Annotated in this window: 11 protein-coding genes; 2 read left to right on the forward strand and 9 right to left on the reverse strand. The window is 60.8% G+C overall.

Annotated features, from left to right (window positions below; all coding sequences use genetic code 11):
- Window positions 1–346: 346 nt before the first annotated feature.
- Window positions 347–1213, forward strand: a complete 867-nt coding sequence (locus tag ACN0SD_RS11545) for a lytic transglycosylase domain-containing protein (protein WP_417808394.1) — start codon at window positions 347–349, stop codon at window positions 1211–1213.
- 2 nt (window positions 1214–1215) lie between these two features.
- On the forward strand, window positions 1216–2637 hold the full coding sequence (locus ACN0SD_RS11550) for a UbiA family prenyltransferase (RefSeq protein WP_417808395.1): 1422 nt from the start codon (window positions 1216–1218) through the stop codon (window positions 2635–2637).
- 131 nt (window positions 2638–2768) lie between these two features.
- Here ACN0SD_RS11550 and ACN0SD_RS11555 read toward each other — a convergent pair whose 3' ends face one another.
- The 9 genes from ACN0SD_RS11555 to dprA form a co-directional block, all read right to left on the reverse strand.
- The gene (locus ACN0SD_RS11555) at window positions 2769–3503 is read right to left on the reverse strand and encodes an SDR family NAD(P)-dependent oxidoreductase (protein WP_417808396.1); all 735 of its coding nucleotides are present in this window, start codon (window positions 3501–3503) and stop codon (window positions 2769–2771) included.
- On the reverse strand, window positions 3500–4798 hold the full coding sequence (locus tag ACN0SD_RS11560) for an FAD-binding protein (protein ID WP_417808397.1): 1299 nt from the start codon (window positions 4796–4798) through the stop codon (window positions 3500–3502). Before ACN0SD_RS11560 ends, ACN0SD_RS11555 begins: the two co-directional genes overlap by 4 nt.
- A 23-nt stretch (window positions 4799–4821) precedes the next feature.
- On the reverse strand, window positions 4822–5817 hold the full coding sequence (locus ACN0SD_RS11565; RefSeq protein ID WP_417808398.1) for a lysylphosphatidylglycerol synthase transmembrane domain-containing protein: 996 nt from the start codon (window positions 5815–5817) through the stop codon (window positions 4822–4824).
- A 117-nt stretch (window positions 5818–5934) separates the two neighbouring features.
- The gene (locus ACN0SD_RS11570) at window positions 5935–7305 is read right to left on the reverse strand and encodes an aspartate aminotransferase family protein (protein ID WP_417808399.1); all 1371 of its coding nucleotides are present in this window, start codon (window positions 7303–7305) and stop codon (window positions 5935–5937) included.
- A gap of 132 nt (window positions 7306–7437) precedes the next feature.
- Window positions 7438–7920: an Lrp/AsnC family transcriptional regulator gene (locus ACN0SD_RS11575; protein ID WP_417808535.1), complete on the reverse strand. Its 483-nt coding sequence runs from the start codon at window positions 7918–7920 to the stop codon at window positions 7438–7440.
- A 180-nt stretch (window positions 7921–8100) separates the two neighbouring features.
- Window positions 8101–8730: a CoA transferase subunit B gene (locus tag ACN0SD_RS11580; RefSeq protein WP_417808400.1), complete on the reverse strand. Its 630-nt coding sequence runs from the start codon at window positions 8728–8730 to the stop codon at window positions 8101–8103.
- Window positions 8730–9467: a CoA transferase subunit A gene (locus tag ACN0SD_RS11585; RefSeq protein WP_417808401.1), complete on the reverse strand. Its 738-nt coding sequence runs from the start codon at window positions 9465–9467 to the stop codon at window positions 8730–8732. The genes ACN0SD_RS11580 and ACN0SD_RS11585 overlap by 1 nt, the downstream gene beginning before the upstream one ends.
- Window positions 9468–9623: 156 nt before the next feature.
- Window positions 9624–12347: a type I DNA topoisomerase gene (gene topA / locus ACN0SD_RS11590; RefSeq protein ID WP_417808402.1), complete on the reverse strand. Its 2724-nt coding sequence runs from the start codon at window positions 12345–12347 to the stop codon at window positions 9624–9626.
- 114 nt (window positions 12348–12461) lie between these two features.
- On the reverse strand, window positions 12462–13613 hold the full coding sequence (dprA, locus tag ACN0SD_RS11595; RefSeq protein ID WP_417808403.1) for a DNA-processing protein DprA: 1152 nt from the start codon (window positions 13611–13613) through the stop codon (window positions 12462–12464).
- Window positions 13614–13634: the final 21 nt, after the last annotated feature.

Here is a 13634-nt window from a genome sequence, read left to right on the forward strand (position 1 = left end):
TGCTTTACACATCCGCGCCTCGAGTTCTCGACCAGTTCTGACCTTGGTCCCCGTCTTGCGGCATGGGTACATATGGCCCCCGGAAGGTGGCGGGATTGGGGCAGCGATGGGGAATTTTTACGAAGGCTTAATCTTTTCGAGATTTTATATGTAACCATATGAAATGAAGTGATAAATTATTTCTGATAGCCTTCTATTGTTCCAAATTTTGCTGTTGCTGCATCACCTCTCTGGCGCGAATCGTTCCGCTGAGTGCTTGATTTTCTGGATTTTTTTGCTCTGTTTCCCCTATAAACGGTACAGACGCGGCCGTTAGAGCTGCGCGGGGCAAAGAGCGGGTGGCGCAATGCGCGCGATACAAGCAGTGACGATTGCAGTCTTTGCGGCGATGGCCGCTGTGCCGGTGTGGGCTGATATGTCCACGCCGACCGTGAATCATTGGAAAGCGAAACGCTTAGTGCCACCGAAACCGGGCACAAAGCGGTTCATCACCATTCAAATCGACCCTGCCGAGCAGCAGCGCGAGTTGGCCGCGATGTCAAAAGCGCCTTGGCAGCCCGTGACGAAACCATCGCCCGATAGCGACAAACAGGCCAGTGGTGGCCCGAGCGCACCGAAAGGTCGCGCGAAATACGCTTGGTATTGGCAAAAGGTGTCGCCCAAACGGGAAGACCGTGCCGGGCGCTTTGAATCAGCGGTCGCGGCATTGTCTCAGGGGCCCCAAGGCGGGGCCGTGCGCGCGCCGCGTCTGGCGGATCTTGCCAAGATCGCACAGGCCCACGGCACCGATATTCTAAAGGCCACAATTGGCACCGAAGTGTCGCCCGCTCTGGTTCTTGCGATGATCTCGGTGGAGTCGGGGGGCAATCGCGCCGCAGTTAGCCATGCTGGCGCAGTCGGTCTAATGCAGTTGATCCCGGCGACAGCAGATCGTTTTGACGTCGCCGACAGCACTGATCCGGCGCAGAATATTTCGGGCGGAGTTACCTATCTGAACTGGCTGATGAAAGAGTTTGACCGCGACCCGCTGATGGTGATCGCGGCCTATAACTCGGGTGAAAATAACGTGAAGAAAAATGATGGCGTCCCGCCGTTCGCGGAGACGCGTGATTACGTGCCCAAGGTGCTGGCCGCTTGGGCGGTCGCGCGGGGCCTGTGCCTGACGCCGCCAGAGCTGGTAAGCGATGGCTGCGTATTTCGGGTGAAAGGTTAGGAATGACGAATAAGAAACCGCTTGTGCTGGATGTCGATGGCACATTTTTAAAGACCGATCTCTTATTCGAAGCATTTTGGGCCGGACTTGGCCGCGCGCCGCTGCCGACATTGCGCGCCGCCGCGCGTTACTTTTCGCAGCCCGCCAAGCTCAAGGCTGAATTGGCACGCATCGTGCCGTTGCGCCTTGATCTGATGCCGGTGACACCCTCGGTGGCCGCTGAGGTTGCGCAGGCAAAGGACGAGGGGCGTGAAGTTGTACTGGCCTCGGCCTCGGATGAAACGCAGGTCAAGACGTTGGCCACCGTCCATGATTTGTCCGAACGCGTGTTTGCATCGGACGGGCAGACTAATCTTAAAGGTGAGGCCAAGGCGCAGGCGCTTGTTTCGACCTATGGCGAGAAAGGCTTTGACTACGCGGGCAACGAGGCCACCGATATGGCGATCTGGACCCATGCCGATCGAGCCTATGTCGTGGGCGACGTGACCGCCGTCAGCAGCTTGCCGAAAGTGACCGAGCTGGAGGGCGGCTGGTCATGGCGCGCCCTGCTCAAAGCGATCCGACCGCATCAATGGGTCAAGAACGTGCTGCTCTTGTTGCCACTGATCGCTTCGCACCGTTTTGATTTGGATACGTTTGGTCCGATCCTGCTGGGCATTGTCGCGTTTTCTTTTGCGGCGTCCTCAATCTACATCATCAACGATTTGCTCGACCTTGAGGCCGACCGCCTGCACCCGACGAAATGCCGCCGCCCCTTCGCGAGCGGCGCTGTGCCGATCCGGGTCGGCATGATGGCGTTTGTGGTCTTAGCGCTCAGCGCGCTTGGCATTGCCGCGATACTCAATTGGGCGTTCTTCGGCATTGTTGTGCTCTACACGCTCACATCCCTCGCTTATTCATTGAAACTCAAGCGGATGCGCTGGGTCGATATCGCCACTTTGGCCTCACTCTATACAATTCGCGTCGTGGCGGGGGCGGCTGCGGGGCAAGTGGATGTGTCGGTCTATATGTTGATCTTCATCTTCCCTGTCTTCATCGCTTTGGGCTGCGTAAAGCGGCTGACCGAACTGACACTCGCCACCTCGGATGAGCGCCTGCCCGGGCGCGGCTATGGCAGAGGCGACAGAGGCGATCTGGTCAATGTCGCGGGGCTGGGCGTATTCGGCGCGCTACTGGTGTTCTTCCTCTATACCGTCTCCGATCAGGGAGAGGTGCTCTATCCCGACACTTGGTTGATGTGGATTGCGATGATTCCGCTCGGCTGGTGGCTGATCCGCATGGTCGCGCTCGGCTGGTTTGGTAAACAAGATTACGACCCGATCGTTTTTGCCATGCGCGACAAGTTCGGGCTGGGGTTGATCATGATCATGTTGTCGCTGATGTTCTGGGCCGCTGGCCTTTGGGCGCAATGGTTCGGCGGCTAGGTTGGCGGCGCGCGCTGGGGGTTTCACACCCCCAGACCCCCGTGGAGTATTTCGAGCCAGATGAAAGAGATGCTCATTTCATCTGGCTAAAAATACTCCCGCCGGAGGCATCCAAACATGAGGCAAGCGCCTTAGATCGACATTTTCTTGAAGATCGGTTCCGGGATCACTCGGATAATCCCCATCACTAGGCGCCAGATCTTGCGCGTATAAATCACGTTGGTCTTGCGCGCGAGCCCGTTAAGGATGTCTTCGGCCACTGCGTCGGGCGTGGTCATCAGGGGCAGTTCCATGCCATAGGTCATCGGCGTGTCCACCGGGCCGGGTTTGATCGTCATCACATGCACGCCCGAGCGGCCCAAGCGGTTGCGTAGCCCTGACAGATAGGTCGCAAAACCCGCTTTCGCAGCGCCATACACATAGTTGCCAAGTCGTCCGCGGTCGCCCGCAACCGAGCCGACACCCGCAATTGCGCCGCAGCCGCGTTCTTCCATTAGCGGGGCGAGCATTTGTAGGAAGGTCGCGGGGCCCGTTAGGCTATCGGCGAGCACGCCCTCGATCATGTTGGGATCGGCATCGATTGCCTCTTGCTCTGGCATTGAACCTGTGAAGACGGCGCAGTTCAGTTCGCCCTCCTCATCGCGCAGCCGGGTGATGAGGTCGCCATAGTTGCTGTGATCTCGCGCATCGAATGCCATCACTTCGGCCATACGCGCGCCGCGTAGGCGGCAATCGGCGGCGATTGCTTCCAGCTCGGCCATATTACGCCCGGCCAGAAACATCCCGTGGCCTTGGGCTGCGAGTTTGCGGATCACGGCGCGGGCAATGCCCGAGGTCGCGCCCAAGATAATCCAGCTGCTGTTCATGTTGCTCTCCTGAGATTCAGACGGCGGGTCATGTCGGTTTCCAATGCCCCCGCCGGGTCGGCCTTGGCCACTTCTGTTTGCCATTTCGGCAAATCCGGATACATCGCGGCGATCTGCGCGCCCTCGGCCAAGCTGTCCTTGGCGAAATACAATCTGCCCCCGGCCTCGGCGGCGCGCGCCTCGAGCCGTTTGATCAACGCGCGCGCGGCGGGGCGGTTGGGAAAGTCGATGGCCAGCGTGTAGCCCTCCATCGGAAAGCTCAGATAACCCGCGCGCCCCGGCCCCATGCGTTTCAGCACGGCCAGCGGCGAGGCTAGCCCCGACACCGCAATCTCTGCCAGCATCGCGCGCAGGCTGTCAGCGGCCTCAAGGGGCACGACACATTGAAACTGGTGAAACCCGCGCTTGCCATAAAGTCGGTTCCAGTCGTGGATCTTGTCGAGCGGGAAGAAGAAATCCTGCAATGGGCGCACGACCGAACGTCCGCGCGCAGGCACCCGATAGAAATAGGCTTGGTTGAAGGCGCGCACGACCGGGGCGGCCAGCGCGAAATGGGGCGCGTCAAAGGGCACCTTGCGCGCACCTTTGGGTCTGCGCACGAGGCCGGAGGCGCTTTCACCCTCTTCGACGATCCCGCGCCCAAGCGCATCACTCGTTGCTGTGGCATCGATCCAGCCCACCGTATAACTGGCCATAGAGGCATCCAGCAGCGCCAGATGCGTTTCCCAGTCGGGCGCGCGGCGTTCGGTGACCAGCATCACATCGCCTGCGCAGCGTTGCATCTGGATCGTGGCACGCAAGATCACCCCAGTCTGGCCCAGCCCACCGACGGTCGCCCGGAACAGACGTGAGCCGGGTTTAACGCTGATTTCTTGACCATTTTGCAGCAGAGCGATCTGGCGCACATGTTGGCCAAAGCTACCCATATGATGGTGGTTCTTGCCATGCACGTCTTGCGCGATACAGCCGCCAACGGTCGCAAAGCCGGTGCCCGGCATCACGGCGGGCAGCCAGCCGCGCGGGGCGAAGGCGGCTGCAATCTCGCCAATCCGCGCGCCCGCCTCGACCTGCAAATGGCCGGTGTCAGGGTCAAACGCGATCAGGCGGTCCAGCCCGCTCATATCAATCGCGCGCCCATCGGAATTGAGCGCCGCATCCCCATAAGAGCGGCGCATCCCGAAGGCCGGGGCGGCATCAAGCCGGTTTAGGGCTGCGCGCGTATCAGGGCGCGCAATCACCCCCTTCGCGCGCAAGGCGCGGCCCCAACCGGCATATTCACTGTCTTTCCAGTCCATCATACTGCTCGTGTCATGGGGCCTTATATGCGGCCCTTTTGAGAGGCGCGTTCAGCCAACGGAAACACCGCTAGACCGATTGCGATGGCGAACCACAAGGTGGTCAGCCGGATAACGGCGGTGGCGGGCACGGACACTTCAAGCGGCACGCCATCAAGCGACAACAGCGCGACCATTGCGGCCTCTGCTCCGCCAAGCCCGCCCGGCGCGCCGGTCAGCCCACCCGCCAGCGTCGAGAATACAAAAATCGCGACCGCTTTCCAAAGCCCGATATCGGTGCCCATCCATCCTAGTAGCAGGTGAAAAGCGTAACCCTCGGCGAGCCAGCCGATCAGGCCAAGCCCGAGCGCTGCGATCAAGGTCGGCCCGTGGGTGAACCGCGACAGCGAGCGCGCAGCGCCGCGCGCGCGGGCAAACATCCGGGCAGCGCGCCCCGTGGCACGGTAGGAATAGGTGATCAGCGCGGCGAGGAGGCGCGGACGCGTGGCGACAATTGCAGCGCCAAAGGCCAATAGCGTGACAGGCAAAGCGCCTGCAATCCCGCCTGCAGCAAGCGACACCGACAGCCCCAGAATCAGCGCCATCACGGCGAGATCTCCGGCGCGGTCCATCAGCACAAGCGGCGCGGTGCGTTCCACCGCCCAACCGGTTTCGCGTTTGAGCCACCGCATCCGCACCAGCTCCCCAACGCGACCCGGCGTGACCGACATCGCGAACCCACCCAAGAAATGGCGGGCATCCTGAAACAGCCCGGTGGGCAGGCCAAGACGGCGCGCCAGCACATGCCAGCGCAGGCTACGCAACAAATAATTCGCCAGCGACAGGCCAAGAAGCCCCGCGATTTGCCACAAATGCAGCCGCCCGATTTGGGCCAGTGTCTCGCGCCATCCGGTGGCCGAAACCAGCCCGATCAAGCCAAAGCCCAGCAATGCCAAAAGCCCGCCCAACAATGCGCGATCTCGCCATTTGCGGGGCAGGGGGCGCTTGGGCGCGGCGGTATTTTCAAAGGTGCTGCTCATTGCCCCGGTTTTAGCGACAGATCGGGGCAGGAATATGGCGTTGTTTCGCAAGAGGCGACAAAATTTAAGGGGCGGCCCGAGATGAGCCGCCCCTTTAAAATGCTTGGTGCGTTGGACCTAGCCCAGCACGGATTTCACAGCCTCGGCGGTGGTTGCAACGATTTGATCGGCCTCGGCTTCGGTCAAGCAAAGCGGCGGCGCAAAGCCTAAGATATCGCCCTGCGGCATCGCCCGCGCAATCACGCCGCGCTCGACCATTGCGCCTGCTAGCTTCGCGCCGATCTTGTCGGCGGGGTCAAAGAAGGTCCGGGCATTGCGATCTTTCACAAACTCAATCGCGCACAGCATCCCCTCGCCGCGCACATCGCCGACATGGGCATGATCGCCAATCGCATCGCGCATCGCATCGTTGAGGTATTTGCCCACCGACCCGGCATTGGCAACCAGCCCGAGTTTGTCAATCAACTGAAGGTTTGCCACGCCTGCCGCCGCGCCAATCGGGTGCGCGGAATAGGTCCAGCCATGACCAATCGGGCCGTTTTCATCAGTGCCTTGTTCCAGCACTTTCCACATCTTTTCGCCCACGATGGACCCCGACAGCGGCGCATAGGCCGAGGTCAGACCCTTGGCGATGGTGATCAGGTCGGGCTTCATGCCGTAGTGATCCGAGCCAAACATTGTGCCCAGACGCCCGAACCCTGTGACCACCTCATCGGCGACCAGCAAGATGTCGTGCTTGTCCAAGACGGCTTGGATCGCTTGCCAATACCCTGCGGGCGGAGGCACGATGCCGCCGGTGCCCAAAACCGGCTCGCCAATAAACGCCGCGATGGTGTCAGCCCCTTCGTGCGCAATCAGCGCCTCAAGTTCGCTCACGCAATGGGCGGTGAACTCGTCCTCGCTCATGTCGGCCTTGGGGCGGCGGAAATAATACGGTGCCTCGGTGTGGACCACCTGCGCCAGCGGCAGATCGAATTTCTTGTGAAACAGCTCCAACCCCGTCAGCGAGCCGGTCATCAGCCCAGAGCCGTGATAGCCGCGCCAGCGCGAGATGATCTTCTTCTTCTCGGGGCGGCCAAGGATGTTATTGTAATACCAGATCAGCTTGACGTTGGTCTCATTCGCATCCGACCCGGAAAGCCCGAAATAGACCTTGGACATGTGGGCGGGTGCGCGCTCCAGCACCATATGGGCGAGCGTGATTGATGCCTCGGTGCCATGCCCGACATAGGCGTGATAATAGGCGAGTTCCTTGGCCTGCTCGGCAATCGCATCGGCAATTTCGGTGCGGCCATAGCCGACATTCACGCAATACAGCCCCGCAAACGCATCCAGCAGCTTGTTGCCGTCTCGATCCTCAATGAACACACCATTGCCGCCAGTGATGATCCGCGTCGGAGTCTCGCCACGTGCGTGCTGGGCGAGATGAGTCGAGGGATGAAAGAAATTCTCGCGATCCCATTTGTCGAGTTGGTCATTGGTCAGCATGCTCTCTCCTTTGTCTGTCGGGCGGGGCGGCTTTGCCACCTCGTTTCGCCCCGAGAGTGCCGGAAATTGCGCCAGATAACAGTCCAAAAGGACTGCTCGCGCGTTTGATTTGGCCTGATTTCAGCGCGCCACCTAGTCCGATTGACCTGCGAGCAACGCGAAGGGCGGGGCGCAGGGGCCTTTGACCTGCTTCGTCACGATATAGGTGAAATAGCGCGCGATGCCGATGCGCGCATCCAGCATCGTGTCGATCAGGGTTTGATAGGCTTCAATGTCACGGGTGATGATATGCAGCAGGTAGTCAAACCCGCCCCCCAGCGCCCAACAGCCAACGACCTCATCGTGGTGATCGAGCGCGCGCTCGAACCGCTGAAAACTGGCCGCCGTGTGGTCCGTCAGCTCAGCCGCAACAAACAGCGTCACATGCGGGCCAAGCTTGCGCAGGTTGAATTCGGCGCAATAGCGGGTGACCAGCCCGTGCTTTTCCAGCTTCTTCAGCCTCTCCCACGCGGGGGTGGCCGACAGGTTGATTTTCTCGGCGAGAACCGCCTTGGACACGCGCCCCTCACGCGCCAAAACGCACAGAATTTCAATATCGCGGTGGTCGAGCTTGATCATGGCGCGAGCATAGAGTCTGGCTCACAGCTTTCCAAGACAAAGGGCGAACCTACTGGCCCGCCCTTCCTCTTGATTGAAATATCCCGGGGGGTTCCCATCAGGGAGGCGGGGGCAGCGCCCCCCTTTTATCTGATGATTGTCGCCGTCCGGCGACGGGGGCAGCGCCCCCTTCCCGGTTTAGTTGATGATCGTCGCCTCGGTCGCGGCGCGCAGCTCGTCCTCGGTGACGCCGTCGGCAGTCTCGACGATCTTCAAACCGCCCTCGACCACATCCAGCACACCCATGTTGGTGATGATGCGATTAACCACGCCCGTGCCGGTCAACGGCAGGGTGCAAGCCTTGAGCACCTTACTGTCGCCATGCTTGTTGGTGTGATCCATGACCAGGACCACACGGCCAACGCCCGCGACCAGATCCATCGCGCCGCCCATACCCTTGACCAGCTTGCCCGGAATCATCCAGTTCGCCAGATCGCCGTTCTCGGCCACTTCCATTGCGCCCAGAATCGCCATCGCGATCTTGCCGCCCCGGATCATGCCAAAACTCATTGAGCTGTCAAAATACGAGGTTTGGGGCAGTTCGGTGATCGTCTGCTTGCCCGCATTGATCAGATCGGGGTCTTCGTCGCCCTCATAGGGGAAAGGCCCCATGCCGAGCATCCCGTTTTCCGACTGCAGCGTGACGTTCACGCCCTCGGGGATGAAATTGGGAACCAGCGTCGGGATGCCGATCCCGAGGTTCACATAGGTTCCGTCTTGCAGTTCTTGCGCGGCGCGCGCCGCCATTTGATTGCGATCCCAAGCCATCAGACTTCCTCCCCCGTGCCCGCAGGCGTTTTGCTCTTGTCGCTGCGGGGCCGTACCGTACGCTGCTCGATGCGCTTTTCATGCTCGCCCTGAACGAGGCGATGCACATAGATGCCCGGTAGGTGGATGCAGTCGGGATCAAGTGAGCCGACGGGCACGATTTCCTCGACCTCCATCACGCAGGTCTTGCCGCACATCGCGGCGGGCGGGTTGAAGTTGCGCGCGGTCTTGCGGAAAATCGCGTTACCGGTTTCATCGGCTTTCCACGCCTTGACGATCGAGACATCGGCAAAGATGCCTTCTTCAAGGATATAGGTTTCGCCGTTGAAATCTTTGTGCTCTTTGCCCTCGGCAATCACCGTGCCCACGCCCGTTTTGGTGTAAAAACCGGGGATGCCGTGACCGGCGGCGCGCATCCGTTCGGCCAGCGTGCCTTGCGGATTGAACTCCAGCTCCAGCTCACCGCTTAGGTATTGGCGCATGAATTCGGCGTTTTCCCCAACGTAAGATGACATCATTTTTTTGATCTGTTTGGTATCGAGCAATTTGCCCAAACCAAATCCGTCCACGCCGCAATTGTTGGACGCGATGGTGATGTCTTTGACTTTGCTTTCGACCAGCGCGTCGATCAGCAATTCGGGAATGCCGCACAGGCCAAAGCCCCCTGCAGCGATCAGCATCCCGTCGAAGAGCAGCCCGTCCAGAGCCTCCTTCGCAGAACCGTAAACCTTGTTCATGAATTCCTCCGCTCATTTGCGCGCGATCCTTGCAAGGGGGCGCAGCGGAGTCAATTGCCGCAATGCGGCGCGAGCACGGATTGCAGTCACTTTCGTGCGGGCAAAGGGACGCGACCGACATATGGGCCGGGCGCGCGCAGTGGGGCGGGTGCGCCCTCACTCGTCCTTTTCGGCGGCCTTTTTCGTCGGGGCCTTCTTGGCCGCCGGTTTTTTAGCGGCTGTTTTCTTGGCGGCAGGCTTTTTAGCTGCCGGTTTCTTGGCTGCCGCCTTTTTCGGGGCGGCCTTCTTCTTTGCGCCACCCTTTTTGGCCGCTTTCACCGCGATCAGGGGCAGGGCCTCTTCCATCGTGACGGCTTCGGGTTCGATGCCGCTGGGCAGGGTCGCATTAACCTTGCCCCATTTCACATAAGGTCCGTAGCGCCCCGGCATGACCTGCACCGGTCCGCCATCGGGATGCTCGCCGAGTTCCTTGATCGGCGTGGCCGCAGCACCGCGCCCGCCCTTGGCTGCCTTTTGTGCCAGCACTTCGACCGCGCGGTTCATGCCGATGGTGAAAACCTCATCGACATCGGGGATATTGGCATAAACGCGCCCATGTTTCACATACGGCCCGTAGCGCCCAATGCTGGCCTCGACCAACTCGCCATCTTCGGGATGCGGGCCGATTTCGCGCGGCAGGCTCAGTAGCATCAACGCTTTTTCAAGGTCGATTTCCTCGGGTTTCCAGCCTTTGGGAAGGGACGCACGCGGCGGCTTGGGCACATCCTCGGTCGGCTCGCCCTTTTGCACATAGGGGCCGAAACGCCCGACGCGCAGGGTGATGGGCTGATCGTCGTCATAGCCCAGAACCTTGCCATCGAGCGCCTGCAAGTCATCGTCGCCATCAGGTGCCGACAGGGGCCTCGTATAGCGGCATTCAGGGTAGTTGCCGCAGCCGATAAAGGCCCCGCCCGAGCGCGCCGTTTTCAGATGCAACTGGCCCTTGCCACACAGAGGACAGACGCGCGGATCGGACCCGTCGGGGCGCGGGGGGTAGATGTGAGGGCCGAGAACTTCGTCAATCTTGTCGAGCACTTCAGTGATGCGCAGTTCGGATGTTTCCGCAAGCGCGGCTGAGAAATCACGCCAGAACCGGGCCAGAACCTCTTTGTAATCGCGATCTCCTGCCGAGATATCATCAAGCTGATCTTCCAGATCGGCGGTGAAATCATACTCGACATAGCGCTTGAAATAATTGCTTAGGAATGCTGTCACCAGCCGCCCGGTATCCTCGGGGATCAGCCGGTTCTTGTCCTTGCGCACATAACCGCGGTCCTGAATCGTCGTCACGATCGAGGCATAGGTCGAGGGACGCCCGATCCCGAGCTCTTCCATCCGCTTGACCAGCGTGGCCTCAGTATAGCGCGGCGGGGGCTGGGTGAAATGCTGTGCGCCCAGCACCGCGCCATGTCCGTCAATGATCGCCGCCGGACAGCGACGCAGCGCGCCCCCGTCAGCCTCAATCACAGCGTCTTCGTCGCCTTTGGCTTTGGTGAACGCTTCTTCAAACGAGGCTTTCGCGGGGCTCAGCGCCTCGCCTTGCGCGATCTGGGGCAGGCGGTTGGCATCCTCGCCCTCATCATCGTCGCGGCCCTGATCATAGACCTTGAGAAACCCGTCAAACGTCACGACAGACCCGGTCGCGCGCAACTCGACCTGTTTGTCATCCGAGCCGATCAAAACGGTGGTGCGCTCGAACCGCGCGGCCTCCATCTGGCTGGCAATCGTGCGCTTCCAGATTAGGTCATACAGCTTGAACTGATCATCGGCCAGCTTGAGCTGATCGGGGCTTTTGGCCATCTCGGTGGGGCGGATACATTCGTGCGCTTCTTGCGCGTTCTTGGCCTTGTTCTTGTAGATGCGCGGGCTGTCGGGAACGTATTTCGCGCCGAACTTGTCCTTGATCGCTTCGCGCGCGGCCGTCACTGCCTCGGGGGCCATGTCGATGCCGTCGGTCCGCATATAAGTGATGTGCCCGGCCTCATAGAGCCGCTGCGCCGCCGACATTGCGGCCTTGGCGCCCATGCCGAACTTGCGGCTGGCCTCCTGTTGCAGCGTTGAGGTCATAAAGGGCGGGTAGGGGTTGCGCGAGGCGGGTTTCGCCTCAACGGAGGTCACCGACAAATCGCGCGAGCTGACCGCCTGCACCGCCATTTCGGCCGCCGTTTCATTGGCCAGATCGTATTTTTCTAGCTTCTTGCCGCCCAGAACTGCAAGCCGTGCCTCAAATTCTTGACCGCGCGGGGTCAGTAGTTTTGCCGCCACGCTCCAGTATTCGCGCGCCTTGAACGCCTCGATCTCCATCTCGCGCTCAACGATTAAGCGCAGGCAGACCGATTGCACCCGCCCTGCCGATTTCGCACCGGGCAGCTTGCGCCACAAAACGGGCGACAGGTTGAACCCGACCAGATAATCCAACGCGCGGCGGGCCAGATAGGCCTGAACCAAGGGCGCATCGACTTGGCGGGGATGTTTCATCGCTTCAAGAATCGCGGATTTCGTGATCGCGTTAAACGTGACGCGGCTGACATTCTTGCCCTTAAGCTTCTTCTCCAGCGCCTCTTGCAGGTGCCACGAAATCGCCTCGCCTTCGCGATCAGGGTCAGTTGCGAGGATCAGCGTGTCGTCATCCGCCAACGCATCCGTGATCGCCTTCATGTGCTTTTTGGAGTCGCTCGCGACTTCCCATTTCATCTCGAAATCGTTGTCCGTATCGACCGAACCGTCTTTCGGTGGCAGGTCACGGACATGCCCAAACGAGGCGAGAACGGTGTAGTCAGACCCCAAATATTTGTTGATCGTCTTGGCTTTAGCCGGGGATTCGACGACGACAACAGCCATAACGGACCTCACAATTCTTAGGGTAAATGCTCTGGGCGCGGAACATGTGGGCGTTTGGGGGCGATTGTCAATGCGCCCTGAATGACCGGCAGGTTTGCACGCGCGGTAGGGCGCTTAGACGGGGGCGCTGATCAATCCGCCGGGATGGCGGGTTATGTGGCCTTCGATTTCAAGCACCATCAGCGCGCGGGCGAATTCTGCGGCGCTCACGCCCAAATCGCGGATCACCTGATCTTCGGCCACCGGAGACGGGGTGAGGCAGGCGGTAATGCGAACTTCTAGCGGGGGAGCACTTGAGGCAGGTTTTTGCGCGGTTTCGCGCGGGGCGGGCGATGGGGCGATCTCATCGGGCGCGGCTTGCGGGGGCGCTGTCACGGCCTGCAATGCCGCCAGCACATCCTCAGACCCGCGCACCAAAATCGCCCCGTCTCGGATCAACAGATTGCACCCGCCTGCGCGGCCATCCATCGGGTGCCCCGGCACGGCCATCACCTCGCGGCCCTGATCCAATGCATCGCGCGCCGTGATCAGGCTGCCCGATTTCGTTGCGGCCTCGACGACGACAACGCCTGAGGACAGTCCCGAAATGATCCGATTGCGCTGCGGGAAATGGCGCGCCTGAGGCTGTGTTCCGGGCGGATTTTCGGACAACCGCAGGCCGTGTTCGGCAATTTCCGCCGCCAGTTTCGCATTTTCTTGCGGGTAGGTCACCTCAATGCCGCCTGCTTGCACCGCGATCGTACCTGTTGGCAATGCAGCGGTATGGGCTGCGGTATCAATGCCTCGCGCTAGCCCCGAAACTACAGTGGCACCAGCCTCGCCCAACCCCTCGGCCAGACGGCGCGCCATGCGCAGCCCCAGCGACGAGGCATTGCGCGCGCCAACCATCGCAACCATTGGGCTGTGCAGCAATTCAAGGCGACCCAACGCCCAAAGGATCGGCGGAGCATCGTCGATTTCAGCAAGCGCGCGGGGATAAGCGGGGCTGCCGTGGCAGATCAAACGCGCACCCGCGCGCCGTCCCGCCTTGATTTCGGCCAGCGCCACGCCTTCGGGACAGATTTGATAATCTGACACACCCGCCGCGTGCGCCACATCGGGCAAAGCGGCCAGTGCGACCTGCGCCGTGCCATGTTCGCGGATCATGCGGTGAAAGGTCGTCGGCCCAACCCGACGGGAACGAATGAGGCGGAGGAAGGACAGCTCATCTTCTTCCGTGGTGGGTGGGGTGAAGGGGGTGGGGTAAGAAAACAAATCTGCTTTCATCCGATCCTCCGCCTCAATCGC

Origin of the sequence: Thioclava sp. (genome assembly GCF_048263065.1) — a bacterium.
Taxonomy (GTDB): Bacteria; Pseudomonadota; Alphaproteobacteria; order Rhodobacterales; family Rhodobacteraceae; genus Thioclava.

Bases quoted from the DNA above. Each gene is read 5' to 3' on its own strand.
- ACN0SD_RS11545 (WP_417808394.1), top strand. From the start codon at position 347: ATGCGCGCGATACAAGCAGTGACGATTGCAGTCTTTGCGGCGATGGCC.
- ACN0SD_RS11550 (WP_417808395.1), top strand. From the start codon at position 1,216: ATGACGAATAAGAAACCGCTTGTGCTGGATGTCGATGGCACATTTTTA.
- ACN0SD_RS11555 (WP_417808396.1), bottom strand. From the start codon at position 3,503: ATGAACAGCAGCTGGATTATCTTGGGCGCGACCTCGGGCATTGCCCGC.
- ACN0SD_RS11560 (WP_417808397.1), bottom strand. From the start codon at position 4,798: ATGGACTGGAAAGACAGTGAATATGCCGGTTGGGGCCGCGCCTTGCGC.
- ACN0SD_RS11565 (WP_417808398.1), bottom strand. From the start codon at position 5,817: ATGAGCAGCACCTTTGAAAATACCGCCGCGCCCAAGCGCCCCCTGCCC.
- ACN0SD_RS11570 (WP_417808399.1), bottom strand. From the start codon at position 7,305: ATGCTGACCAATGACCAACTCGACAAATGGGATCGCGAGAATTTCTTT.
- ACN0SD_RS11580 (WP_417808400.1), bottom strand. From the start codon at position 8,730: ATGGCTTGGGATCGCAATCAAATGGCGGCGCGCGCCGCGCAAGAACTG.
- ACN0SD_RS11585 (WP_417808401.1), bottom strand. From the start codon at position 9,467: ATGAACAAGGTTTACGGTTCTGCGAAGGAGGCTCTGGACGGGCTGCTC.
- topA (WP_417808402.1), bottom strand. From the start codon at position 12,347: ATGGCTGTTGTCGTCGTCGAATCCCCGGCTAAAGCCAAGACGATCAAC.
- dprA (WP_417808403.1), bottom strand. From the start codon at position 13,613: ATGAAAGCAGATTTGTTTTCTTACCCCACCCCCTTCACCCCACCCACC.